Genomic DNA, 25,530 nt, shown 5'->3' on the forward strand with positions numbered 1-25,530 from the left:
ATTAGATATTTTTGGTAAAATATGCAGCCGTTTTATCGGCCGCATATTATATAAACTCTTCCGGACTCCTGTCAGCAAGCTTCTTCATAATCCGGACCAGCTCCTTGGCATCCTCTTCTCCCAGATACTGAAGCATGTTTACCGTAATATTCATAATCATTTCATAATGCTTTTTAGCCTGTTCTCTTCCTGCCTCTGTTAAATCAATGAGAATCCTCCTGCGGTCCTCCGTATCAATCCTCCGGGTAATCAGGCCTTTTGCTTCCAGACTGTTAAGTGCAGCAGCTATTCTGGCAGAGGTAATTCCCATTTCATTGCTGATTTCACTTGGGATAATACCGCCCTGACGCCTGGAGATATAAGAGAGCATAAAATTCTCACCGTGCATGGAGTCATGAATCTTCTTCTGCCCACTTTTATTGCGCATATGATGCATTACCTGCATATATTCACGGGCCAGGCTTGTATAATCCATCTTTTCACCTTCTTGTATTGATTATTTTAGCTAACACAGTTAACTATATACACTATTAGTGATTTTGTCAATACCTGTTGGCGATTTTTTATTTTTATTTTTTATTCATAACATAATTAGTTACGGTTTTAATATCTTTATTGTTTCCGGAATCATTGATCTCCTGGCAAAGTTCATAATCCGTCATAAAGGTTCCATCCTCCTGCTGAAAGCAGACATTTGCAATCGGCAATCCGGAAGCCCCGTCGTATTGGTCTGAAACGATTATAATAATATCCTTTAAACCGTCTTTATTTAAATCTTTAAATGAAACAGCCTCTACATCTACACTGTAAGGAAAGGCTGTATTAAACTCATAATAAATAGCTCCATCTTCATCGGTCAGATAAAACACTGCAGGTATATGACTGCCGGCGGTCAATTTTCCTGAAACAAACTTCACTTTCCCCCATGAATCCAGATCCACCATAAAAGACTGATCTTCTATGGGTTCAAATCCTTCTATACGTTTCAGATTATCCGGAGTAAATTCAAAGGTTCCTTCCGGAAGAGTCATGATATTATCTTCTGATCTCTCAGTAATTGCAACTGCAGCTTCAAGAATTCCGGGAGATTTAAAAGTAAGCCTGACCGTACCTTTATTTCCTCTGGAATCATCCACAAGCTCGCACTGTGCCGTGTCTTTATCTACTGTTCCCTCAAATCCGGAGTTGTCCATATTATAAGCAGGTCCGCTGCCTACCGCTGAAATGTCACCCTTAATTTTACCATCCTTAATGCTGGAAATAACTAAGGATAAACCTCCGTTTTCAGGAAAATCGGTGTCTGTGCTTCTGATCCAGTTCTTTTTTAAGTATCGGCTGTAATCTGGTTTACTCTCTGTCTCTGCAGCAGCCTGGGAGTTACCTTCCTGAGAAGACTGTATTGTAATCGCATTCTCCTGCGAAGTGCTGGCGGATGTGTTTTCTTTTTCCTGTAAGCGGACCGATGGCGCCGTTTTTGTACAGCCTGCTGTCAGGCATGTTACTGTAATTATAGTGAGTAGAATTTTTTTATTCATGATACCTCCATCTTAATCAGACTTCATCTTACCGATGAAATTTCTATTTTTCTATTGCACAGCCTATACCGGATTTCCACGCCCCTATTTTAATATATTTGATTTACCCGTTTCAGTCAGAAAATCATATACAAGAAACGACAGATGCAGACGAAAAATAGTTTTATCAGAAAAATTCAAATCAGTGAGTTCAACAATCTTGTTAATCCGGTACTTAAGCGTATTGTAATGAATATGCAGCGCCGATGAAGTCAGCGATAAATCCTGATTATTTTTTAAGTATTCCTTTAATGTGGGACATAATTCACTGCTATATTCTGTATCATGTTCTTTTAAAAACTTAATGGCAGGATGAATTAACACCACCGGATCACTATGTTCCGAAAACAGGCTTACCATGTGATGTATGCAAAATTCGTCATAGAAAGCGACCCGTTCTTTACTGTTCATTTCCGTACTAAGTTCCAAAGCCGTCAATGCCTGGCGATAAAAAGGCTCGAACTTGTATATTTCCTTAAATGAGTTGCTTATTCCCGCTTTGATATCAAAATCAGCGCATAATTTTTCCAGATTAATCAATTCATTTTCAGAAAACGGCACTTTTGTTTTGCAATCATAAAGAATAACCAGATTCCCTTTAAATGTGATGACCGTCTCCCGATTTAAAAAATTCTTCATTTTTTTCTTTATAAAATAAATTTTATCGGTGATTAGACCCCGGGTTCCCAGTACAATTACCGACAGGTTCTCATATAGTTTCAAGCCAAAGCGGTTCACTCTTTCATCAATGGCATACTTGTCATACAAACGCTGGGTAAGCATGGATGTCAGGAGTGTATCAATCAGTGAATCTTCCTGGTCTGAGGTTCCCATGGAGGCGTTCATACAGATTGCAAGAAATTTACAAAGAATATTCAGCTTGTTTATGTCTTCATCAGTTATGGGCTGGTTGTATTCCAGAAGCTTCAGATAACCGATTGGAATTCCGTTTCTGTTAACCTTCCCTACCAGCTGCCTGTGGTGAAGAAGTCCTTCCTGCCAGATGAACCTTGAGTCGCCTGTGGACCATTCCTCCCCAGGATCATACTGGGTATTGTCACCGCATAAGATATATTTTACATACTCCTCAGTCACGTAGCCTTTGGAAAGAGTCCAGTCCCATAGGGGTTCATCTGTGATCAGACCTCCCCCGGTCTGTGCGACAAAACAAAGGGCAACATCAACCAGCAGCAGAGGGTTTCCAAGCTCCTGATATCCGATATCCAGCAACAGCTGTATATTATGACTGCTGTTGGATGCATCAAGAAGCTTGTTAATAAAATCATCGGTATTTTTTCCAGTGTCAGGATCAGTCATCATAACTCGTCATCGCCTTCCTTTTTCATGTGGTAATCAAATGATACGCTTTCATAAATTTTACCATACTTCTCACGCAATCGGTTGTAAATTTTCAACAAATCGCACAGACGGCGTTTGTTTGTCTTAGACAAACGCCGTCTATCTTATATCAACAATACTTTGTTAAAATTTTCATAATCTGCGCCATTGTAGGCACAGATTATAATTGCTACACTGGGTACAGAGAGATTGTTATTATCGTAACAAGCATTTTCTACTACTATCATAATAAGGAGATGTCACAATGTCAAGATATTCACAATTATGCCCGGTTTATTTCGGACCAGGGGAAGTAAACAACACAGGTGCCATAGCAAAAGAATTAGGAATGACCCATGTACTCCTGGTAACAGAAAAAGCAATTGTAGAAACAGGAATTCCACAGAAGGTGATGGACAGCCTTTTACAGAGCGGAATTAAAGTCAGCATTTATGACGGAGTAAAAATGGATGCCCCTGACACAACAGTCATAGAAGGTGCCGAATTAGCAGTAAGCACAGGCGCAGATGGAATCATCGGATGCGGCGGCGGTTCCAGTCTTGATACTGCCAAAGGTATTGCATTATATGTTACAAATAAGGAAAACGTTGATATTAAAAAAATGATCCATTTCGATCCAGCGAATCCCCTCATATTAGCACCTGCGCTAAAAACCATCATGATACCTACAACTTCCGGAACCGGTTCAGAGTCCACTTTTGTTGCAGTTATCACAGATACAGACACACACCAGAAATGCGGATGCATTGTATGGGCAAACGCTGCTATCGTTGATCCCGACTTAACCGTAGGACTGGGAAAGACAATCACTGCCTACACCGGCATGGATGCATTTTCCCACTGCAACGAATGTCTCTGCAACGTGATGCCAAATCCTCATTCCGATACGTTAGCACTTAGCAGCATGGAGCGAATCTACAAATGGCTTCCTGTGGCAGTCGATGATCCGGAATGCAAAGAGGCCCGCTATAATCTGGCCATAGCCAGCAACTTTGCCGGAATCGCATTCCAGGATTCCCAGGTAAATGTTGGACATGCCATGGCACACGCACTGGGAGCCAGATTACATATTCCTCATGGTATCGGCTGTGCTCTTGTAACTCCGCCTGTGATCGAACTGGTAGCTGGAGCCAGACCTGAAATTTATGGCAAAGTAGCGGAAATATTTGAACTGGAGATTTCTTCCGTTGAAGAGCTGCCCGCAAAACTTGCGGATGCTGTGCGTTCTTTCAACCGCAGAATCGGAATTCCTTCCATGAAAGACCTTGGCTTTACCAGAGAACAGGTTCTATCCACTGTTAATTACGCACTCAGCGAGATGATGCGCATGGGATGCATTGTTCCCCAGAATGAAGCTGTTCTTACAGATATGATGGCAAAGGTTTATGACAATTACCAGTAAAGCAAAAAGAAAGGATTTATTATGAACTATCCAAATTTATTTTCTCCTTTAAAAATAGGCTCTTTAACAATCAGAAACCGTGTAATAATGGGAGCAATGGGCAATATGACAGCAAATCCGGATCAGACAGTTTCTGATAAGGAAATCGCATACTATGCTGCACGCGCAAAGGGCGGAGTCGGACTAATCGTTAATGAAGTGACCCGTGTAAATGATGAACATGGTATGATGGGCGACCGCCAGACCTCTGTTACTGATGACAAGTTCATCCCGGATCTTACCAGACTTGCCGATGCAGTTCATTATTATGACGGTGCAATCTTCGTTCAGCTCCACCATCCAGGCCGCCAGACCGCAGTACCCGGCGGAATGTGTGCAACTCCCAGCGGCGTGAAAAGCCTGCTTATAAACTGGCCCTGTTTTGAGATGACGACCGAGCAGGTAGAAGAGCTAGTAAAACAGTTTGTTGACGGTGCGGAGCGGTGTAAAAAAGCCGGAATTGACGGAGTTGAGATACACGCAGCACACGGCTACATGCTCAATCAGTTCCTCTCCCCCTATACCAACAAAAGAACGGATAAATACGGAGGCAGCCCTCAGAAACGTGCCCGTATTATTCAGGAAATCGTTACCGGCATTCGCGAGAGGCTGGGCGATTATCCAATCATGCTGAGAATTTCCGCAGATGAATTCCTAGAGCGCTCTGTATTCCCCATTCCGGAGAACGAAACCGGTTTAAAACTGGAGGAATCCATTGAAATCGTTAAGTATTTAGTACCGTTTGGAATTGATGCCGTAAATGTCTCTGCAGGCGTATACGAGACTATGAACGAGGCATGGGAACCAGTCTCTTATCCGGAAGGCTGGAAAGTATATCTTGCGGAAGAGATTAAAAAGGTAATAAATGTTCCCGTGTTTGCAGTCGGAGTAATCCGTAATCCGGAATTTGCAGAAAATATCATTGCACAGGGACGCGCAGACGGTGTGACCATCGCCCGGGGACTGCTTGCTGATCCCGAGTGGTGTAATAAAGCAGAGAGCGGACGCACTGATGAGATCCGCCGCTGTATCTCATGCCTTAACTGTATGGAAACAATGTTTGACGGCATTAACTGCTCTGTCAACCCACGTACAGGACAGGAGTGGTTCTATAATGACATTGAAAATAATGGAAACGGACGTTGTGTTGCAGTAATCGGAGCTGGTCCCGCTGGTATGGAAGCCGCACTGACCCTTGCCCAGAGAGGTTTTGCTGTTACATTATTTGAAAAAAGTGATCACCTTGGCGGTCAGGTGTGGCTTGGCTCAAAGCCCCCATGCAAAGAAAAAATGGGCTGGATGGGCGAATATTATGATAGCATGTTTAAGAAGCTGAATGTGAACGTCCGGCTTAACACACCTGCCACTGCAGAGGAAATCAAAAAGCTGAACCCCCATGCAGTATTTGCTGCAACCGGCTCAAAGCCAGTCATTCCCGGATCTATCCCTGGAGTAAATGGTACCAACGTCTATACAACTGAGGAAATTTTAAGCGGAAAGACATCATTTTCTCATAAAAAAATCGCAGTCATCGGCTCCGGACTTACCGGCATGGAGACCGCAGAACTGCTTGCAAGCTTAGGAAATTCCCTGGAAATTGTGGACATGGCAGATGAGATCGGACCTGGAGCTTACTGGCAGCCACTGACTGATATTAAGAAAAAACTGGGGGCTTCTAATCCTGAATATTATCCCGGCCATAAGCTGCTTGAGATTCTGCCTGACGGAGTTGTTTTAGAAGATAAAGAAGGTAATAAGAAGACTCTGGCTGCAGACGCTGTGGTACTTTCACTTGGAGTAAAGCCAGATAACCAGCTGGCTGATAAGCTGAAAAAAGAATTTATGAACGTAATCGTGATCGGAGATGCCAGCCGCATTGGCAGAATCAAACAGGCCGTCGCTTCCGGATACCGCGAAGCTTATAAACTTCGCTGATTATTACTCAGTTAAGACAGATCATCATTGAGAGGGGAATTTTATGTTTAAGGGTAATATCAAAACAGTTATAGGGATTTTGTTTCTAGGACTAACATCAATGGGGGCAATGGCAATTTCCGCTGGTCTAAGCAGTATCGCAGCGGCTTATCCGGACGTCAGCATCGAGACAATTCAGACACTGATCACGATTCCGGCTCTTGTTATCGTTGTAGTGAGTTTTCTATCCGGGCCGATTGCAAATGTAATTTCAAAAAAAACATTGTCCCTGATTGCTCTGTGCATCTTTACAGCAGGTGGCTGTATACCGTATTTTTCTGATTCCTTTACAGTACTGTACCTTTCAAGACTGCTGGTGGGTCTTGGAATCGGCTTACTGCAGCCGCTCAGCCAGGCGATTATTTTTGAAAGCTTTGCTGACGCACCATCAGAAAGAGATACCATACTGGGCTGGTTAAACAGTTCCGGCTCAGTAGGAAGCATCATAATGACCATTGTTGGGGGAATTGTAGTTGTCATAAGCTATAAATACATATTCCTTGTTCATCTTCTTGGTCTTGCAGCATTTTTCGGTGTATTGTTCTGTCTTCCCCAGGATCAGCCGGTTCGGAAGAAAAAAGAAGGGACTGCCAGTCAGAAGATGAAACTTCCGGGTGCAGTGTTCTACTGGTATGCAGTAATATTTGTTTATATGACTTTCCTTCACTGTTTTGCCGTGAACTTATCTCTCTTTGTTGAAGGCGAGGGGATCGGTACTGCCGCTATTTCCGGTCTTGGTCTTTCCATGCTCACCATCGGAGGATTTATCTGCGGAGCTGTCTATGGCAAAATTGCGAACGCACTTAAGAAGTGGACTTTGCCGGCAGGATTTCTGCTCTCTGCGCTCGGTCTTCTTTCCATGGCTCTGGCATACTCACCGGTTCTTGTCTATGTTTCGGGTCTGCTTACAGGTGTCGGCATGATGATGGTTTTCCCACAGATCATCACCAATATTATTTCCAGTGTTTCTCCTGTAGCCATTACTTTATGCATTGCCATTAACGGAGCTGTTGTGAACATTGGTCAGACTCTGGCACCATACGTGGTTACAAGAGTATCTTATATTTTAGCTGGTGACAGTGTCCGGGGCCGCTATTATGTATGCACTTTAATACTGATGTTAATATTTGCTGTCTCTGCATTCAGAACCATTGGCAGAAGAAGTCCGGATGGCTTAGCAGCTGCCTGATATGGTAATTAGAAAACAGATCTTACACTCTGCTGCAAAAGTGCCCGTCTCCTGATCCCTAAGAGTCGGGCGCTTAAATTTTAAACAGGCAGCTTTTCTATTCCGGATATTCCCTGTGCTAATTGAAAGATAATAAAGATCAGCAGCCATATGGAAGTAAATGTCACGCCCAGTAACCCTCTGTCAATCTTTATCCCTTTCATTTTCTCTCTTATCTCCGTTTTATTCATCAGCATCAGAACCACTGTCCCTGCCAGGAACGCACCTTCTATCCCATAAAGTACAATAGACTGCATGGATTCACTCATGCCGGAAAGCAGACGGGTAAGTAATTCACCAAAAACAAAATTATTAATAATATGCAGCAAAACAGCCCATTTTATGGAATATTTCATAGCTGTATATCCAAGTACCAGTCCAACCAGTCCTGCAAAGATACTCTGAATCAGATTTCCGTGGAATAATCCGAAAATCACAGCAGACATCACGACCGCATAGCGCGCTCCGTATTTTTCAAACCCTCTCATAACAAATCCGCGGAAAATAATTTCTTCTGAGACAGGACCAATAAATGAAGCGTACAATAACATAGATACAGTACTGCTGTTGCTGGATGCATCTTCAATCTCTCCCAGAATACTATAACCGAATTGGTTAAAACCAAGTTCCATGCCTCCGCCAATTAAACTGAATGCAGCCTGCGCGGACATAAAAACAGTCAGCAGAATCAGGAATGAACGCCCCGTCATTTTATCTCCGGTATAAAAGATCCGTTTTAGGCAGTCACTTTTTCGAAAATAAACAAATAAAAAAACCAAACCCAGAAATACTGAGATGATACTGGAAGTTCCACTCTCTGAAGCCTTATCGAGAAACGTATCAACGTTAAAATCATCGTTGCGGGAATTCATGATAATCCTGCGGGTAATATCAGCGATTATAGTAACAAACATGATCAGTTCATATATAAGCACACCGCGGACCAGTTTTCCTGTATTCTTTCTGATTTCTTTTTTGTTCCACTGTTTTACGTTTATTGGAATATCATAACTCATTTCTTTTGTCTCCTTTGCCTGATTTCATCATTCATTATAGCTCCGGATCCTTTCCCCATGTAAATTTTGTTGCGAAATGTTTCTATCGTGTTGTATTGTGCACAAACAAAAGAATCTCCAGGACAAAATACTGCAGATCGCCCTCATTTTCCAGGCGATACTCCATGTGTCCCTTATATTTTTCCACAGCCATTCTTATATTTCCAAGTCCAAACCCATGATTGATACAATCCTCTTTTGTTGTAACAGATAATAATGCTGGTCCTCTGCGCTTTACCGGATTACGGAACATAATCCATTGCATTTCTCCCTGTCTCTTAAACTGGATTTCCAACACCTTATCCGAGATCTGACTGTCCCTTAATGCCTCAATCCCATTGTCTGCAGCATTGGAAAAAATAGTGCAAAGATCAATGGGATCTACAGGCAGATACCCCAGTTTTCCATCTACTGATATGGATATCTGATCCTTCGCCGCGCTGGACAGCTTTTCATTTATGATAGCATCCACAATATCATTCCCGGTATAAAGCTCTTTGTCTATGTTCTGTATCTGTGTATTTAACTCCACCAGATAATTGGCGGTTTCCTCATACCTGCCCTGCAGGATCAGATTATGGAGGCAGCTGATATGGTTTTTCATGTCATGATACACTCTTCTTGTTTCCCTCTGGGTTTCCTGATATGTTTTAAAATGCTCCAGCTGGACTTTTAAATAATGCGCATTTAAAACAGCCGCCTGCTGAAAATAAACTTTTCCATTTCCCTGTATCACCATTGCAATGATTGATGCTTCTAAAAAAGCAATGATGAAAATACCGGATCCTGCAAAGCACCTGGCGTAAAAGGATGTAATTTTAAAATCATCCACACATACCAGAAGCATGGTAAAAATGAAAAGAAAAAAACCAGTCATGTTAATAAGAGTTCTTTCCCAGTTTGAAAGAGTTCTGTTCATAAGCATTTCATCAAGACGTTTTTTCACCTTCCAGAAAAACAAATAAAAACCAATCCAGAATATAACATCATAAATCCACATCCATGCAGTTGAGTGGTCAATTATGGAATTCATGGATTCAGAAAAAAGATATAGAAGAGAGACAGGAATAATTACAAAAGAAAATATCATACCTGCTATTGGTACTGCGATAAACACACCCCTGATTTTTTTAGATTTTCTTGTAAGAAAAACCAGTGCACTAAAAAACGCAAAAGATAACCCAATCGAAGCCAGACCCTCTTTATCATAAAAGCAGAGTAAAATTTCAAATAAAATGAAGAGTACCAGATAGATACACCATGAACGCAAATGTAAAAAAAACCGTTCAAAATAAATATATTTACCGATTAATATCATTAACAGTAATAGTTCTGTGCACCCCATTATCATATATACTTTTTCAAACATAACTCACCTGTCTTATCCTGATATCCGTAAATAATTTAATACCGATGCTTTTAATTCATCCCGTTTTCCTCTGCTGACGGGTATTTTATGGCTGTTTTTCATGGTAATTTTCCTGCCGTCAAAACAACTAACATACCCCAGATTGACCAGATAGCTTCTGTGAGGTTTAAAAAATAAATTCTTTGGCATCTGCATTTCCATATCACTTAGTTTTTTACGGATCAGATACCTTGCCTGATCCGTAAAAACATGTATATATACATTCTCACTTTGCACATACTGAATATCTGTCCAGCTGACCAGAATGGTATTTTCTCCGTCCTGAAGAGAGATTCTGCCGTTTTGCATCCATAATCTGTTATAATCATTCAGTGCTTTTACCAGTTTCTCCATCTTCAGCGGCTTTCCCAGGAAGCGGAACGCATCCACTTCATATCCCTCCATGGCCAATTCCTGGTGACTGGTTAAAAAAATCACCGCAACAGACTGATTTATATCCCGGATCAGCCTGGAAGTCTCTATTCCATTAATCCCCGGCATTTCAATGTCCATAAAAATCAGCTGATATTCATATGGATGTTCCCTGAACTTTTCTAAAAAACTGATTCCGGATGAAAATACATCTATTTCAACTTCTAACATACCATAATACGCTTCCAGCTTCTCCCGTAAAAATGACTGGAAATGTACCTCATCATCACAAATCGCTGCTTTCACCTTATCACCTTACTCTTCCGGCTCCCGCAGAAGCACCATTCCACCCTTACGCTTATATCCGGTCTCCCACAGTTCATAAAAGGAAAGCCACCGAAACCCTCCATAGGTGGCAATTTTTACATAAAATTCTTTATCAAATTCTTCATATCCCACCAGCATAAACCAATGCCAGACCAGATCCTTAAAATTCATATTCTTATGGCGAAGCTGCAAAAAGGGAATGGGAATTCCCCGGTCAATCTGTTCTTTCACCTTACATACCGCTTCCTCTGCAGGAGTATCACCAGAACAGCCTGACAGCTGTATTCCCCGCTCATTTACATTTTCTAAATACTCATAAAAACCATCCATAAATACCTCCAGTGTATCAATCCCGCCGAAACGCGGTTTCAGATACGGCTTCATGGTAATGGAAAATTTAATATAAGCTTCTTTGTCAAGACTTTGGATATCAAATGGATACAGATGAGTTTTGCTGTGATGGAACGCCAGATTAATGCAGACATCACATGCAGCTGCAGCCCCGCAGCCGCCCAAATGCATCATCGGATCCCGGAACCAGTCCTGATTTCCCCCAAAGGAATCTCCAATACTGAAATAGGGTAATTCTTTCTTCATCTTTCTCCTCTTTCTTTCTCAATATAAGCGTATTATAATACCAGTTTCCGGTCCCGTAAATAAAAAACAAAATACTTAAGAAATAAGACAATGAAACAGGGCACCATGACTGACCGTCAAAGCACCCTGCCTCATTCATTTAATTACGTATTATCAGCTTAAATCTGTTACAAAGGTTGTGACACTTCTGGCCGGAAGCTGGGCAGTGAAAGAGTTTCCGGATACACGGTAACCGGAGCCTGCTGCAAGGTTTCTGCTTCCGTCTGTGATCCAGGAAGATACCGAGCCTCCCGTTCCATTCTGGAATGTAAATTTCTGACTGACAGCGGTTGCATTCTTATTGATTGCTACAATGACTGCCTTATTATCTCCTTTGTAAGCAGAGACGTAAACACCATTTGCCGGATTCCGGTCAGCATCCACTCTTACATATCCCGGTCTTACAAATTTGGAGAAATGTGCCATATTATAGCCACGTTTGCTGATCGTTCCATCCTCCTTCATCGGACCGTACTGCCTGCGGATATACCACCATACGTAGGTCTGGAAATCGCCTAATACCATGGCATTGTGAATATGATAGGATACCTCAAGTGCCTCCGGCCATAAATCTGCAGAGTTATTATTGCTGTTAGGATAATATACCTCTGTCATCCAAAGCTCCTTATTCGCTCCCTTCTGTTTAAAGAGAGGATAAGAAAAGCCGCTTTCCGGTGTTCCGTAAAGATGAGCTCCCAGGATATCCATATTAGCAAGTGCCTTTGAATCATTTAATATCGGATCTGACATATTTTTCATATAAGAAAATGATTCCGGCGCAATGACTCTGCAGTTAATGGATCCCGCATAATTTTTCATGAAATTCAGCAGTTCAGTCGGAGTCCACCAGGTCCAGGTATGTGCATAATCCGGCTCATTCTGAACGGATATGGCATACAGCTCCACCCCATTATTCTTCATAAAAGAAACGAAATCATTGAGATGCTGTGCATAAGCAGCATACTTATCATATCTCAGCCTCTTCTGCCCTGTTACACCGTCACGGGTAAAGGTCTCTGCCATATTACTGGGCGGATTCCATGGAGAGGCAAACAGTATGGCGCCTTTTTCCTTTGCCTTTTTTGCAGTCGCCAGTTCCCTGCTCCAGTTGTTTCTATTTTCGTCAATGTAAATTCTTAAAACAGTAAATCCCAGCTGATTATTTCCGTTTCCGAAAGCAGTTTCTCTCTGGGCTGCCGTTAAATCTCCTATCCAGGCAGGATGATTGATTCCGCCAAAGCCCCGGATCAGCTGCTTTTGTGCTGCCAGATTAATGGCTGCATCACCGCCTGATGCAGATACCGCCATGCTTGTTTCCAGCATGTCTTCTTTCGCTGATGCGTCCGCCATACCTGCTGCTTTTCTTTTTGAGGAGGCGAAGCGGAACCAGCTGACATCAACGTATCCTCCGGCAGAGGCTGTGTTAAAGTTATAAATGCCAAACTTATCTCCCTGGAAGAACCCCAGGTCAAACGGCATGTTAAGCTGTCCGCCAAGCTGGGTATAGGTAATATTGTCAGTGCTGTAGGAAAAGACCGCCTTATCGGTAAGAAGGTTTGCATCGGCCCGTAAATAAACGATATTACTGCGAAGCACAGGACCATTGGTAATAACCCCCTGAGCATCTTCTTTGGCATTGATATTAGCCACAATCTTTTTCACACCTGCAGATTTAACCACACCAATGGAACCGTAAGGAATATTTAACAGGCACAGTCCTGCCTGATCCCCATCGGCCATATTGGCAGTATCCAGCTCAATGGTTCCCTGACAGTCAGGCCCCTGAACTCTCTGGGTAAGGGTATTGGATGCCCGCCATAGGTTATTGGCCTGTTTTGCCCGTAGCCGTAAATATCCGGGGCGTTCGCTAAGTGACCATTTGCTGTTGTCCGGATAATGATTCCACTGCCACTGCACACCCAGAACAGTGGAGTTAAAATCATCGCTGTCAGGAATCGTCCGCACCGGATAAGAAGCTCCCACATCTGGTTTTCTGTATGTAATGGGAACACTGCCCATAGGGTAGCTCTTACCTGCGATTGCTACATTTTTAATCGTGGACGGATCGCCAATTACCGGCCAGTCATTCTGCCACTGCATAGGTACCAGAATGTCACGGCGTCCTAAGCCGTTTCCATCCTGAAATACATAGAACCACCACTCCCCGGTTGGGGTGTCTATGGGGCCTCCCTGATGAATCTGGCTTCCGCCCGGTATTCTCGGTCCGTTCAAAAGAATTCTCATTTCATACGGCCCGTAAATATTTTTAGACCTCAGGCAATAAGTATAGGATTCCGGCGGTGTGGAGTTGCGGAAAATATAATAATACCCGTTCTTTTTTATAACATGGGTTCCTTCCACCAGATACTTACCGGTGACTCCTTCAATACGGGTGGATACTCTGCTGTTCACCACAGACTTATAATCCCCGCTGAGCTTACTGATTTTCACATCATTTGCTTCTGAAATGATATATCCTGTTCCATCATCATCAAGAAACAGCGCAGGGTCATGAAATCCCTGATTAAATACTGTTTTCGTATAAGGTCCAGCCGGATTGGTGGCGGTGCACAGAATAAATTTGCCCTGCGCCTGATAAATTCCCACATAATAAACACCATTTCGGTAAGTAATGGTAGGTGCCCAGCATCCATGTCCATAATCCTCAAAGCTGTTTGTCAGAGTATAGGATTTTCCTGTTCCATTTAAATCTGCTGTGACATATCCGATTATCTCCCAGTTTACCAGATCTTTTGAGTGCATAACCGGTATGGAGGGAAAAGATACAAACGTGGAGCTGACCATATAAAAATCGTTTCCAACCCGGATAGCTGCAATATCGGGATAATCCGCATTTAAAATCGGATTGGTGTAGGTGCCGTTTCCATTATCAGACTGCCAGGCTGTCTTCACTTCTTCATTCATTAAATTACCCATAATAAATCCCCCTTTTACAAAATTCCGGCCAGTTTATGAAAACTGCCAATAGTCAAAATTAAATAAGTTTCCGCTTCCATTTCCTGTAAATACAAAGAAAAGTTTATGTACCCCAGTGGCTCCACTTACCGTTGTTTCAACTTCTCTCCAGTTTTGCATACCACCGGTATTAGGCACATTAAGAGTTCCCGCAAGTGTACCGTTCTCACTGTCAAGACGCACTTCAATTTTACCGCCTGATGTTGAAGCAATGTTTGCCTTAAACCTCCTGGCACCTGTTGAGCCAAAATCTGCATTTCCTACAGCAATCCAGTCTCCATTCTGAATTCCTGTTACATTCTGATTATATACAGGCCCCCCTGAAGCATTGCTCTTCTCTGTTAAGATTCTGCCGTTCCAGCCGATCGTTTCGGCCTCAACCCTCTTATAAGGATTTAAACTGGAAAGCTGGCCTACCCCTGCGTAATTTGCTGCAACCTCACGAATGCTTCCGTCGCTGTTGTGGAACAACTGGTTAATGTGAGGGGAACGGTAACCTTTACCGGAACCATACAAAGCAAGACTAACGGTCTGTGTATGATAAACCACATACCACTGGTTCTTAAACTGGAAGACACAATGATGGTTATTGCCTCCGCCTCCGAAAAAGCTGCCCGGATTCTTTAAGAAATGACCTCTGTAGGTAAACGGTCCCATAGGACTATTGCTTGTCATATAACCGATTTCTCCCGGAGGGACACTTCCTGGATGAGAACCGGAAAAATTAATACAGTACGAATAGTAATAAACTCCGTTATATTTATGGATTCCTGAATCTTCAAACATGAAAGGTGCGTCGATGGTAGAAGCGCTTCCCACAATACTGATCATATCCTGGCCAAGCCGAAGCACTCTGGCTGTCTTTGGATTTGCCCATTGTGACTGTGACGGATTCTGACCTCCCGGAATTCCGCCGCCACAGTATAAATAGCCGGTTCCATCGCTGTCTACAAATACAGCAGGATCAAAGAGCCATACCACACCGGCAACACCAGGCGTACTGCCGGTTACCAATGCTCTGCCCAGAGGATCACTCCACGGACCGATTGGGCTGTCAGCCGTCAACACGCCGATACCGTTTCCGCCATTGGCAAAATAAAGGAAAAATTTGTCCTTACCATTGATTTTTTTCACTGCAGCCGCTGGTGCCCAGGAACCGCCTGCCCATTTTGCAATTCCCTGTCCTGCGTTAGCTCCGTTTGCACCTGCAACCGGAATCGCACCATGATCGGTCCAGTTTACCATATCTTCTGAAGATATAACAAAAACACTCTTTAAATTATTAAAACCATTTTCTTTGATTGAGCCATCTGCGTTGTACTCGTAATTATCGCTGGACATATAGATATATACTCTTCCGTTATAAACCAGAGCAAACGGATCTGCACCTAGGTGGTGATCGATCAGAGGATTGGAATTACCTACTGATTTTGCAATTGTTTTATTCATTTCTTATACCTCCTGGTATTTTTTAATTTCAAATGGTCCCCCTTAGCCGGCGTAGACGGAGAAACAGCTGATCTGCAAATCTAACTGATAAAAAGAGCGAGAGGAGGGATTTGTAAACTAAAAAAATAAATTATATTTATAAACAAGCGCTCCAAGTGTCCTTGAACACCTGGGGCGCTTTGCTGTTTTCTCATGCACGGTAATGATAGGACTGGTCAACAAGATTTACCCTTTTTAACAGTTCTTCATCCCTTAGCAGCTCTTCTGTCATCATATCCGCAACAATTGTATGGGTTTCATCAAAGAGAATGGACCTTTTCGATATTTCCTGCACAAGTTCCAGATTATGAGTGGAGGTAATCAATGTCTTCCCTGCTTTGTTCAGTTTATTTAAAAAATCCACAAGCCATCTCTGTGTCCTGGGATCAAGCCCGTTCATTGGTTCATCAAGCACCAGAACCTCGGGATTTAAAGACATCACACATGCGATCGCAACTTTGCGTTTTTCACCACCGCTTAAATGATATGGAATCCTGTTACTGAATTCCTGTATGCCAAGCATAGCAAGACAGTCATTTACCCGGCTCTCCACTTCTGATTCCGTAAACCCCATCTGTCTTGGGCCGAAAGCCACTTCTTCATAGACACTGGAACAAAACAGCTGTGTATCGGAATTCTGAAATACGAATCCAATTCTCTGATGGAGCAGTTTGGAAAATTTTGCATCCTGCAGCTTTTTATGGGTAACTTCTTCTCCGTGAAACCGGTAGCTCCCCCTGTCCGGTGAAATAATTCCATTAATCAGCTTTAACAGAGTTGATTTGCCGCAGCCATTCGCCCCCATTAATGCAATTGCCTCACCTGCTTCCATGGTGAGATTAATGTGATTTAATGCAATCATCTCAGAATAAGAAAAACAGATATCGTTCAGTTCAATCATCTTACATCCTTCCGAAGTAAATAAACAGAATTAAAAAGACAATGTTTATACCGATATAAAGACAATCCGGCCATTTTAACTCTGATTTATTATTAACGTGATACTCTCCTGTAAATCCTCTGCATTCCATGGCATGATACATATCTTCAGCCAGCTCTTTAGACTGAAGAAACACAGAACCTGCAATACCCGCCATTGACGAATACTTGCTGCGGTTCTTCCCCACAGACCGAAGCTTTAAGGCGTAAAACATGTTTAACGACAATTCACCCAGCAAATAAATATATTTTATCGTGATATCCAGAATAAAAATAAAAATATCAGGCACATAAAATTTTTTCAGTGCTTCCGTAAGCGCACTCCATTTTGAAGAATGGGAAAGCAGACCCATTGCAGTAATTGTTCCAAATACCTTTGTCGTAATCATGACGCTGCTATAAGTATTACCTGAAATAAATGCCGGCAGCATAACCACAGCAGTACACAGGGTAACACCTGTACTCATCTTTAAAATTTTTACCATCCGTTCTGAATCGGTCATACTTAAAACCGACAGCAGCCAGACATTTACAATGATAACAAATATAAAGCTTCTTGTGAGTGAAACCAGTATAATAAGAAGAAATGTACCAAAAACATGAAGGGGTACATGACTTCGTGATCTGGTTAACTCTTGTGAATCCTGCTTCTTTATTCTTGAAATCATCTTAAATACAGACAGGATACTTTTGTTGACAAAAGTATCCTTATCGGCTAACGGTATATAATTTTCATTTAATAAAAGCCATTCCGGCAGATCAGCCGGTTTATTTTCTGCATTATCCAACGTTATTTCCAGCCTTTTCTTTTTTCAGATTGCTTAGTATCTTAAAGAAAATGATCATGATTGCCACACCTGCAACTGCAGATAATAAATATCCTGCAGCTTCAGGCAGACCGCTTACTGCATAATCCGGCATGACCGCATTAAAATGAATGCCTTCCTTAATGCCGTGAGGAACAAATCCCAATGCATTCCCCCCGGATACTACCTCTTTAATTTCATCTGCTCCCCACTCTCCCCATGCGGTGCCTGTCGCCAGAAGACCAAGGGGAGTAAAGCAGATAAGCCCCGCTACCAGACCGTATACGGCTTTCGTTTTTTCCCTGCCACCCTTGTAAAAGGTACCGGGAGATACTTTTTTTATGTAAATTATAATTGCAGCCGTAAATACTGCTTCCACAATTCCTGCAACCAGCAGATGGGGAATCAGCATGGCAGGTATGGAAACAGAAAGGGGGTAAGGACAATAAAGTGCCTGCCCTGCACCATCTTTAAATAGGAGCGGCTGAATTCCAAATTCTATGGCAGCGCATAATGCAGCTACATTCATCCCGGCATAGGAACCCAGAATGATGCCCAGGTATTCTCCTTTTTCCGACCGCACATGATCTTTGATCAGTTTATAAATATAATATCCAAAAAATGGTAAGACAAATGCCATATTGAAACAGTTCGCCCCAAAGGCAAGAACACCGCCATCGCCAAATAACAATGCCTGAATAAAAAGTGCAACCGTAACGCTGATACAGGCAGCATAAGGTCCCATTAAAATTGCCAGAAGCGTTCCCCCTACAGCATGGCCTGTCGTTCCTCCTGGAAGCGGAACATTAAACATCATAAGAAGAAATGAAAACGCTGCTCCCACACCAAGCAAGGGTATCTTTACTCTGGGAATCTCTTCTTTCACCTTCCTGACTGCCTTTGTCCATACAGGAACCATGGCAGCTCCCATAACGGCACATGTTGACGGGCTTAAATAATTGTCTGGAATATGCATGTTCTTACCAACCTTTCATAATTTTACTTTCTGCTAAGTACAATTATAAAACGTTATTTTATATCAACAAGCCCCGGTGGAGGATATTATTTTTATTTTTTATGTTAACTACTAGTCCTGTTCTCAAATATCCGGTCAATGATAAAATTTTTAAATACCTTACTAATTTCCAATTAAAATCTGTCAAAATGCAGCTTTTGATGCTGAAGCATTTCTTCTTCATAAGATTTCTTTTCCTCAGCAGGATAGCCGATAGCAATCAGACATTCAACGCTGTACTGCCCTGGTATTCCAAGAACTTCCCTGATGTAATCCCCCGCAGTTACCTGTTCTGTATGAAATCTTTCCCTTATCTGAATCCAGCATGAGCCAAGTCCCAGATCCTGCGCTGCCAGCTGAATGATAGCCGCAGCGATGGAAGCATCTTCAATCCAGACATCGCTTAAGGTATGATCCGCGACTACTGCAACCGCAAGAGGTGCTCCAGCCAGAAAATGAGAGCCTGTACCTTTGCTTTGCGAGAGCTGTTTGATTAACTCCCCATTGGTGACAGATATAAACTCCCATGGCCGTATGGAACGGGATGATGGTGAAAGCAAAGCACTTTTAAGTATTGTATCAATCTTGTCCTGTTCAATCTCTCTGTTTTGAAACTTTCTAATACTTCTTCTTGATTTTATAATATCAAATAACATAAATTTCCCTCCGATTGTTTCTGTTTAATAAGTATATTATATATCTAAATAAAATAAATACAATATTACCTCCAATTCTGTTCATGTTTATATTTCCGGGAGTGGCATATTATTCGAATATATATTTGCCATTATGACATGCATTTGATATCATGTAAGCAGATACGTTTATTAAGAAGATATTTAAAGAAGGTGGAATAAAAATGGATAACCAGGAACAAAAACATCAGCGTCGTCCCAGATACAAAGGTACTCACCCAAAAGCTTTTAAAGATAAATATAAAGAACTGAATCCGGAATTATATACTGAAACTGTGACAAAAGTGATTCAAAAGGGCAATACTCCTGCGGGAATGCATCGCTCCATTTGTGTAAAAGAAATTCTGGAAATATTACAGATCCAACCCGGACAAACCGGATTAGATGCGACATTAGGCTACGGCGGTCATACTTTAGAGATGCTTAAATGTCTCAATTCAAAAGGGCACTTATATGCGACAGATGTAGATCCTATCGAACTGCCGAGGACACAGAAGCGTTTAGAGCTCCTGGGTTACGGTCCCGAGATCCTGACAATCAGGCAAACCAATTTTTCCAATATTGATGAGATTATCCCTGAATCAGGTCCCCTTGATTTTATTCTGGCAGATTTAGGTGTTTCCTCCATGCAGATAGACAACCCGGAAAGAGGCTTTTCATTTAAGACTGAGGGACCGCTTGATTTACGGCTGAATCCGTCAAAAGGTATCTCTGCAGCAGAACGTTTAAAAACCATTTCTCAAAATGAATTATGCGGCATGCTCCTGGAAAATGCGGACGAGCCCCATTCCGAAGAAATCGCACGCGGGGTAGTTTCAGCAATAAAAAAAGGGGAAGAAATTACAACAACAAGCCAGCTCCGTCAGATTATCAAAGATTCTCTGAAATTTATTCCGGAAAAAGACAGAGATAATGAAATCAAAAAATCATGCCAGCGATGCTTTCAGGCTCTTCGGATCGATGTAAATAATGAATTTGAAGTATTATATGACTTTCTGGAAAAGCTTCCTGCTGCTCTGGCTGAAGGAGGACGTGTGGCGATACTTACCTTTCATTCAGGAGAAGACCGTCTGGTAAAAAAATCATTTAAACAGCTCTTTCGAAGCGGTATTTATAAAGAGATTGCACCCGATGCCATCAGACCTTCAGCAGAAGAATGCAATTCCAACGGGCGCGCCAGATGCGCAAAATTACGCTGGGCTATAAAATCATAGCATGAACAAATAAGAAAAAAGCTGCTGCAATCGGGTGTTTTAGCATTTCAATTCCCCGCTTGCGGCAGCTTAAAACGATTCAAAACATATAAATTAATCAATCATAAAACTGGCCACCCCGATATTATTTAACGTAATGATTGGCTTGCACCAGAATGTATTCCAGCAGTTTTCGGATAACCTCACTTTTAGAATATAACACCCTTCATAAGGAACTTCAAATTCAAAGCAGCCGCAGCCGCAGATCCTGGCACAAAACAGCAATGTATCAACATCATTACATCTCTTGTATAATTTTACCTCCCAATCATGAAAATCACCGCAGCGGCATCCCCAGATGCATCCGCAGATAATGCCTGGTTTAATAAGACACTCCTGGCAGACAGGACATGGCACTGGCTTCGGACATACCGGGCAGGGCTCTGGTTTCGGGCACACCGGACATACCGGACATATGGGACAGGGCTCTGGTTTCGGGCACGCCGGACATACCGGACATATGGGACAGGGCTCTGGTTTTGGGCACGCCGGACACGGTTGTGGTTTCGGACAAACCGGGCACGCCGGACACGGCTCTGGTTTCGGACAAACCGGACACGCGGGACAGGGCGGACAGGGCTCGGGCTTCGGACACACCGGGCAAGCGGGACAGGGCTCTGGCTCGGGACAAGGCGGTGGTGCCGGACAAGGCGGTGGTGCCGGACAAGCAGGACAGGGCTCTGGCTCAGGACAAGGCGGTGGTGCCGGGCAGGGTGCCGGAACCGGACAGGATACTGGCGGCGGGCAGGGTACCGGTGCAGGACATTCCGGACACACGGCTGGCTGTTCCTCCTCTTCCGGCAATGTCTCAGGCATTTCTGGTGCAACACCCTGACACATTACACCTCCGGCAAAGGGATAATAATGAAATTCAAAGCCGCTTGCAGCGTCTACAGCAAATGATCCCAATGCAGCATTACCGCTTACATGACCGCCGGTTGGGTGCGCATGGAACATCGCCTGGGGTGCCAGTATACTACCCCATATATCAGAAGATTTTTCCATATAAATATTAGTTGCGTCCTCAAACACATACAAGGTCCGATTGGCTTTACTATTTTCCCCATAAACGCCATATTGCAGGTGAGCATTGGGACCCGTTTTCAGCCTTACAATAACCGTACTTCCCTCGGGAACTTCCGCACGGATTCCTTTGTTGATCAGACCGTTTGGTCTCACATCAATGAGAAATACATTCTGAACAGGGTTATTTCCCCTCAATATCCATTCGTAATTATTATCCGCGACACTTCCATTTGGGGTTAAATCTTCAATACAATTTTTATAGTATCCGATGCTTTCCATTGCATCACGAAAGAATTTTGAAACATCTGCCTGTATCCTGGCTGCAGGTATATATCTTGGAACATCATAGCTGGAAATTAAGTAGTGATTACCTTTGTCTGATGGTGTCCAATACTGGCTGCCGCCATTGGCCTGATATAATGTTTTAAGTTCTTCTGCCTGACCCACCCTTCCACTTTTTCCAATTAAGTAGGTACTTCCCTTACCAGCACGGAACCCGCCGCCTACAACCGTATGGCCGACAATAACAAGTGGTTCGCTCATCGCAACATTGCCGCCAACCAGAAATCGGACTAAATCCGGTGAGTAATTAGCATCTCTGGTGCTTTTGTCTCTGGCAAAACCTGCGCCAAATCCCCTTGGGCTGTAAAAGCTACCGCCTATTGCCACAGGTCCTTCAATGTCCACAATGTTATTGGCATCGTTAAATACAATAACATTAAATCTGGAAGCCGGACCAAAGGGCTGGCCTTCTATATCATACCAGTTTATATTATCATAAGGTAATCCAGCACTCACCATTGCTGCGCTTCTATAACTACTACCATCCATATAAACTCCTGTAAACTGCTCCGATTGCATTTTTATTCTCAGTTCATTTTATTCTTATGGAAATGGTTCTGTGCGTTTTTTTAGCGATTAAATCATTTATCTATAGGATGGGACCAGCAAACAGAGGTATCAGGATTTTTCGTCCCGATACCTCTGTTTTTTATCTGCTGCTTTTTCTTTTTGTTGAAAAATTACTATAGCTCTTTTTCTCTTTTAATGTCCCATCAGCAGTCATTCGATATTTTTTCTTTATGGCTGAAGCCTTTTTTGCCGTTACCGGCTGTAATGGCTCTCTTTTTGAAGATGCATTGGATTTGTGTGAGGAAGACAGGGTTTTCGTTCTCTCTGTTCGTCCTGTATCTCTTTTGGGCTGTGTGGTTTTTACCGCCGGGAAGTTATTTTTTAATGGATACGGGTGGTCTTTTACCTCTGTTAGTTTCTTGCCAATTAATCTTTCAATGTCCTTAAGCTGTTCTTTTTCATCAAAATCACAAAAGGATATTGCCGTTCCGCCAAGCCCTGCCCTGCCTGTACGTCCAATCCGGTGTACATATGTCTCCGGAGTATCCGGCAAATCGAAGTTTATTACATGAGTTAATTCATCGATATCGATTCCTCTGGCTGCAATATCTGTGGCAAGTAATATCCGCAGCGTTTTATCTTTAAAACTGCTTAATGCACGCTGACGGGCTCCCTGCGATTTATCGCCGTGAATTGCCTGAGCGTTCACATTACTCTTTGCCAATTGCTTTATCAGGCGGTCGGCTCCATGCTTGGTACGTATGAACACCAGCACGGATACGATATTTTTATCCTCCAGGATGTGCAAAAGCAAATCTTTTTTATTGCATTTATCCGTATAATACAGATACTGGTCAATGGTATCCACAGTTGACGATACCGGAGTAATTTCTATTTTCGAAGGATTTTTAAGAATTGTATCAGCCAGTCTGGCGATATCGGGAGGCATTGTAGCCGAGAAAAATAAAGTCTGTTTTTTAAGAGGTGCTTTCGCAATAATCTTTTTCACATCATTTATAAATCCCATATCCAGCATACGGTCAGCCTCGTCCAGAATGAGTATTTTTAGGTGATCAATACTTATAAGCTTCTGATCCATAAGCGCCAGCAGCCTTCCCGGTGTTGCTACCAGGATATCCACCCCTCGTTTTAATTCTTCCTCCTGTGGTTTTTGAGATACTCCGCCAAAGACCACGCAGCTTTTTAAACTGGTGAATTGACCATAGGTATTAAAGCTTTCGTATATCTGCAGAGCCAGTTCTCTGGTTGGTGTTATGACAAGGGCCCTTATATTCTGTTTTGCTGTACGGGGTGCCTTTTCACTGCTTAGAAGCTGTAGGGCAGGTATTGCAAATGCAGCCGTCTTTCCTGTCCCTGTCTGCGCACATCCCAATAAATCTCTGCCTTCCAATATAATGGGTATTGCTTTTTCCTGTATCGGTGTAGGTATTTCATAGCTTTCTTTAACCAATGCCTTAATAATATCAGGCATAATTTTTAAATCTTTGAATTGCATGAATTCTCCTTTAAAATCTTTATTGTGTAACTTTCCCTCATTTACTGCGAGATCTTATGCGTTCTTGTAAATTCAATTCCTATATTCTTATTTCTCTTTTCCACTTTACCAGATCCAATCTTCTTTTCGGCCTGTAAAAAAGAACCCTTTGCTTTCTTCTCTTCCAGGAATTTTTTCATTTTTTCTATATCGTTCATTGACATCTTATATTCCTCCAATCACTTATTATTCCATATATTGTCTTCCAAAGCTAAAGGCTCTATTCTTCAAGAATAGAGCCTCTAAAAACGTCCGAAAATAGTTACCTATCTATGGTGCCAGTATACAGAAATTCCGGCTGTTTGTCAAGAACCTGAGGAAATCTGTATACAGGACAAATCTCAGGAGCTGAGCTGAAGGACAAATAATGAAGTAATATTACAAAACCCCTATACATATAATTGAATATCCATGCCACAGGATTATCAAATCGTAATGTTACCATTAGATGTGAAACATATTTTTATCCATTTCTTAACTGGTAAATCACAAATATAGGAGATGTTGTAAAAATGAACCATATAATAAATGAGAATTATAAAATTTATTTAATAACCATGGATAAAAGTGATCAATTCTGGATGGTTATGGATAATGGAGCCAGAGAAATGGCTTCTATGTTAGGTGTTACCTATATTTGGAACGCCCCCTTAACGAGAAATGTAAATAAACAAATTCAAATATTTAATAATGCCATAGTAGCGGGAGCAGATGCAATTATGTTAGCGGCGAGCGATCCTTTAAAGATTTCAAGTGCAGTTGAAACAGCGAAAGCAAAGGGTGTAAAAATCATTTATGTTGATGCACCAGCGTTTGAAGAAGGAATCATAACCTTAGCAACAGATAATTATACAGCTGGTAAGATAGCTGGAGAAAATATGTTTTACGAATTAGAGGGGGCTGGTGTCACATATGGTTCAATAGGAATCATCGGGGTAACTCCTGAAAACAGAACAACTGTAAATCGGGAAATGGGATTTCGCGATTATTTTCAATCGTTTAGCAGATATCAAATATTAGAAACACTATATACAAATGGTGTTCCGGAGTTAGCAAAACAAGCAACGGAACAATATATACGAGACAATCCCAATCTTGTTGGTATTTTTTCAACGAATGAAGGATCCACGTTAGGGATGGGGTACGCTTTGAGAGAAAATGATATAAATATTATCGGTATTGGATTTGATATTACAGAGATAATTCAGGAAATGATAAGAGATAATACAATAAAAGCTGTATTGGTACAAAATCCATTTACAATGGGCTATCTGGGTATGGCTCAGGCAGTTGCTGCATTAAGGGGATTAGATACAGGTCCGCAATTTATTAATACCGGAGTAAGTGTAGTTAATATATATACGCCAAGTCTTATATTATCATAATTAACTATAATTGAAAAATAAGGAAATTAAAGTTACTCCTGTGGAAAAATCGTATTATAAGTGATGATAATTTGGATTGGTATTGTAATAAATTTTATGCTTCAGGAAATAAAAAGCTCCCTTCTTAATATGAATCAGAAAAATAATTCATATTAAGAAGGGAGCT

22 protein-coding genes are annotated in these 25,530 nt (G+C 42.1%); 6 read left to right on the forward strand and 16 right to left on the reverse strand.

Annotation, left to right across the window (positions count from 1 at the left end):
* Positions 1–46: 46 nt before the first annotated feature.
* The 3 genes from DS742_RS26725 to DS742_RS26735 all read right to left on the reverse strand — a co-directional run bounded on the left by DS742_RS26725 (position 47) and on the right by DS742_RS26735 (position 2,894).
* Positions 47–475, reverse strand: coding sequence for a MarR family winged helix-turn-helix transcriptional regulator (locus DS742_RS26725; RefSeq protein ID WP_117419955.1), 429 nt, complete (start codon positions 473–475; stop codon positions 47–49).
* Between the two features lie 94 nt (positions 476–569).
* Positions 570–1,535 carry a hypothetical protein gene (locus tag DS742_RS26730; protein WP_117419956.1) on the reverse strand — a complete coding sequence of 322 codons (966 nt, stop codon included), beginning with the start codon at positions 1,533–1,535 and terminating at the stop codon, positions 570–572.
* A gap of 84 nt (positions 1,536–1,619) precedes the next feature.
* Positions 1,620–2,894, reverse strand: a complete 1,275-nt coding sequence (locus DS742_RS26735) for a PucR family transcriptional regulator (protein ID WP_117419957.1) — start codon at positions 2,892–2,894, stop codon at positions 1,620–1,622.
* 283 nt (positions 2,895–3,177) lie between these two features.
* On the opposite strand from DS742_RS26735, the gene DS742_RS26740 reads away from it, so the two are divergent.
* The 3 genes from DS742_RS26740 to DS742_RS26750 are packed head-to-tail and all read left to right on the forward strand — an operon-like array spanning position 3,178 to position 7,537.
* Positions 3,178–4,335: an iron-containing alcohol dehydrogenase gene (locus tag DS742_RS26740; protein WP_117419958.1), complete on the forward strand. Its 1,158-nt coding sequence runs from the start codon at positions 3,178–3,180 to the stop codon at positions 4,333–4,335.
* 21 nt (positions 4,336–4,356) lie between these two features.
* A complete protein-coding gene (locus DS742_RS26745; protein WP_117419959.1) occupies positions 4,357–6,309 on the forward strand; it encodes an NAD(P)/FAD-dependent oxidoreductase in 1,953 nt (650 codons plus the stop codon).
* A 43-nt stretch (positions 6,310–6,352) separates the two neighbouring features.
* On the forward strand, positions 6,353–7,537 hold the full coding sequence (locus DS742_RS26750) for an MFS transporter (protein WP_117419960.1): 1,185 nt from the start codon (positions 6,353–6,355) through the stop codon (positions 7,535–7,537).
* A gap of 80 nt (positions 7,538–7,617) precedes the next feature.
* Here DS742_RS26750 and DS742_RS26755 read toward each other — a convergent pair whose 3' ends face one another.
* Positions 7,618–8,592 carry a CPBP family intramembrane glutamic endopeptidase gene (locus DS742_RS26755; protein ID WP_117419961.1) on the reverse strand — a complete coding sequence of 325 codons (975 nt, stop codon included), beginning with the start codon at positions 8,590–8,592 and terminating at the stop codon, positions 7,618–7,620.
* A gap of 82 nt (positions 8,593–8,674) precedes the next feature.
* A complete protein-coding gene (locus tag DS742_RS26760) occupies positions 8,675–9,577 on the reverse strand; it encodes a sensor histidine kinase (protein WP_170313610.1) in 903 nt (300 codons plus the stop codon).
* Positions 9,578–9,653: 76 nt separating this feature from the next.
* Here DS742_RS26760 and DS742_RS29100 point away from each other — a divergent pair, with 76 nt between their 5' ends.
* A complete protein-coding gene (locus DS742_RS29100; protein ID WP_170313611.1) occupies positions 9,654–9,842 on the forward strand; it encodes a hypothetical protein in 189 nt (62 codons plus the stop codon).
* A 170-nt stretch (positions 9,843–10,012) separates the two neighbouring features.
* On the opposite strand, the gene DS742_RS26765 is transcribed toward DS742_RS29100, so the two are convergent.
* From DS742_RS26765 to DS742_RS26805, 8 genes are all read right to left on the reverse strand, one after another.
* Entirely contained in the window at positions 10,013–10,717 is a 705-nt protein-coding gene (locus tag DS742_RS26765) for a LytR/AlgR family response regulator transcription factor (protein ID WP_117419963.1), read from the reverse strand.
* Between the two features lie 9 nt (positions 10,718–10,726).
* Entirely contained in the window at positions 10,727–11,335 is a 609-nt protein-coding gene (locus DS742_RS26770) for a hypothetical protein (protein WP_117419964.1), read from the reverse strand.
* A gap of 153 nt (positions 11,336–11,488) precedes the next feature.
* The gene (gene xynC / locus DS742_RS29685) at positions 11,489–14,311 is read right to left on the reverse strand and encodes a glucuronoarabinoxylan endo-1,4-beta-xylanase XynC (protein ID WP_242996858.1); all 2,823 of its coding nucleotides are present in this window, start codon (positions 14,309–14,311) and stop codon (positions 11,489–11,491) included.
* Between the two features lie 33 nt (positions 14,312–14,344).
* A complete protein-coding gene (locus tag DS742_RS26785) occupies positions 14,345–15,799 on the reverse strand; it encodes a glycoside hydrolase family 43 protein (RefSeq protein WP_117419965.1) in 1,455 nt (484 codons plus the stop codon).
* Between the two features lie 190 nt (positions 15,800–15,989).
* Positions 15,990–16,739: an energy-coupling factor ABC transporter ATP-binding protein gene (locus DS742_RS26790; RefSeq protein WP_117419966.1), complete on the reverse strand. Its 750-nt coding sequence runs from the start codon at positions 16,737–16,739 to the stop codon at positions 15,990–15,992.
* Position 16,740: 1 nt separating this feature from the next.
* Positions 16,741–17,565: an energy-coupling factor transporter transmembrane component T gene (locus DS742_RS26795; RefSeq protein WP_242996860.1), complete on the reverse strand. Its 825-nt coding sequence runs from the start codon at positions 17,563–17,565 to the stop codon at positions 16,741–16,743.
* Complete coding sequence (gene cbiM / locus DS742_RS26800; RefSeq protein ID WP_117419967.1) at positions 17,558–18,559, reverse strand: cobalt transporter CbiM; 1,002 nt, start codon at positions 18,557–18,559, stop codon at positions 17,558–17,560. The genes DS742_RS26795 and cbiM overlap by 8 nt, the downstream gene beginning before the upstream one ends.
* A 173-nt stretch (positions 18,560–18,732) precedes the next feature.
* A complete protein-coding gene (locus tag DS742_RS26805) occupies positions 18,733–19,254 on the reverse strand; it encodes a nitroreductase family protein (RefSeq protein WP_117419968.1) in 522 nt (173 codons plus the stop codon).
* 203 nt (positions 19,255–19,457) lie between these two features.
* Between DS742_RS26805 and rsmH the strand changes: the two genes are divergently transcribed.
* Positions 19,458–20,507: a 16S rRNA (cytosine(1402)-N(4))-methyltransferase RsmH gene (gene rsmH, locus DS742_RS26810; protein ID WP_117419969.1), complete on the forward strand. Its 1,050-nt coding sequence runs from the start codon at positions 19,458–19,460 to the stop codon at positions 20,505–20,507.
* Between the two features lie 93 nt (positions 20,508–20,600).
* Here the strand turns inward: rsmH and DS742_RS26815 are convergent, their stop codons facing one another.
* The 3 genes from DS742_RS26815 to DS742_RS29105 form a co-directional block, all read right to left on the reverse strand.
* Positions 20,601–22,403: a choice-of-anchor A family protein gene (locus tag DS742_RS26815; RefSeq protein WP_170313612.1), complete on the reverse strand. Its 1,803-nt coding sequence runs from the start codon at positions 22,401–22,403 to the stop codon at positions 20,601–20,603.
* 160 nt (positions 22,404–22,563) lie between these two features.
* Positions 22,564–23,940, reverse strand: coding sequence for a DEAD/DEAH box helicase (locus tag DS742_RS26820; protein WP_117419971.1), 1,377 nt, complete (start codon positions 23,938–23,940; stop codon positions 22,564–22,566).
* A 41-nt stretch (positions 23,941–23,981) separates the two neighbouring features.
* On the reverse strand, positions 23,982–24,143 hold the full coding sequence (locus tag DS742_RS29105; RefSeq protein ID WP_170313601.1) for a hypothetical protein: 162 nt from the start codon (positions 24,141–24,143) through the stop codon (positions 23,982–23,984).
* Between the two features lie 348 nt (positions 24,144–24,491).
* On the opposite strand from DS742_RS29105, the gene DS742_RS26825 reads away from it, so the two are divergent.
* Positions 24,492–25,364, forward strand: coding sequence for a substrate-binding domain-containing protein (locus DS742_RS26825; protein WP_117419972.1), 873 nt, complete (start codon positions 24,492–24,494; stop codon positions 25,362–25,364).
* The last annotated feature ends 166 nt before the right edge of the window (positions 25,365–25,530 follow it).

Source organism: Lacrimispora amygdalina (assembly GCF_003432035.1).
Lineage (GTDB): Bacteria > Bacillota > Clostridia > Lachnospirales > Lachnospiraceae > Lacrimispora > Lacrimispora amygdalina.

Bases quoted from the DNA above. Each gene is read 5' to 3' on its own strand.
- DS742_RS26725 (WP_117419955.1), bottom strand. From the start codon at position 475: ATGGATTATACAAGCCTGGCCCGTGAATATATGCAGGTAATGCATCAT.
- DS742_RS26730 (WP_117419956.1), bottom strand. From the start codon at position 1,535: ATGAATAAAAAAATTCTACTCACTATAATTACAGTAACATGCCTGACA.
- DS742_RS26735 (WP_117419957.1), bottom strand. From the start codon at position 2,894: ATGATGACTGATCCTGACACTGGAAAAAATACCGATGATTTTATTAAC.
- DS742_RS26740 (WP_117419958.1), top strand. From the start codon at position 3,178: ATGTCAAGATATTCACAATTATGCCCGGTTTATTTCGGACCAGGGGAA.
- DS742_RS26745 (WP_117419959.1), top strand. From the start codon at position 4,357: ATGAACTATCCAAATTTATTTTCTCCTTTAAAAATAGGCTCTTTAACA.
- DS742_RS26750 (WP_117419960.1), top strand. From the start codon at position 6,353: ATGTTTAAGGGTAATATCAAAACAGTTATAGGGATTTTGTTTCTAGGA.
- DS742_RS26755 (WP_117419961.1), bottom strand. From the start codon at position 8,592: ATGAGTTATGATATTCCAATAAACGTAAAACAGTGGAACAAAAAAGAA.
- DS742_RS29100 (WP_170313611.1), top strand. From the start codon at position 9,654: ATGGAATTCATGGATTCAGAAAAAAGATATAGAAGAGAGACAGGAATA.
- DS742_RS26770 (WP_117419964.1), bottom strand. From the start codon at position 11,335: ATGAAGAAAGAATTACCCTATTTCAGTATTGGAGATTCCTTTGGGGGA.
- xynC (WP_242996858.1), bottom strand. From the start codon at position 14,311: ATGGGTAATTTAATGAATGAAGAAGTGAAGACAGCCTGGCAGTCTGAT.
- DS742_RS26785 (WP_117419965.1), bottom strand. From the start codon at position 15,799: ATGAATAAAACAATTGCAAAATCAGTAGGTAATTCCAATCCTCTGATC.
- DS742_RS26790 (WP_117419966.1), bottom strand. From the start codon at position 16,739: ATGATTGAACTGAACGATATCTGTTTTTCTTATTCTGAGATGATTGCA.
- cbiM (WP_117419967.1), bottom strand. From the start codon at position 18,559: ATGCATATTCCAGACAATTATTTAAGCCCGTCAACATGTGCCGTTATG.
- DS742_RS26805 (WP_117419968.1), bottom strand. From the start codon at position 19,254: ATGTTATTTGATATTATAAAATCAAGAAGAAGTATTAGAAAGTTTCAA.
- rsmH (WP_117419969.1), top strand. From the start codon at position 19,458: ATGGATAACCAGGAACAAAAACATCAGCGTCGTCCCAGATACAAAGGT.
- DS742_RS26815 (WP_170313612.1), bottom strand. From the start codon at position 22,403: ATGGATGGTAGTAGTTATAGAAGCGCAGCAATGGTGAGTGCTGGATTA.
- DS742_RS26820 (WP_117419971.1), bottom strand. From the start codon at position 23,940: ATGCAATTCAAAGATTTAAAAATTATGCCTGATATTATTAAGGCATTG.
- DS742_RS29105 (WP_170313601.1), bottom strand. From the start codon at position 24,143: ATGTCAATGAACGATATAGAAAAAATGAAAAAATTCCTGGAAGAGAAG.
- DS742_RS26825 (WP_117419972.1), top strand. From the start codon at position 24,492: ATGAACCATATAATAAATGAGAATTATAAAATTTATTTAATAACCATG.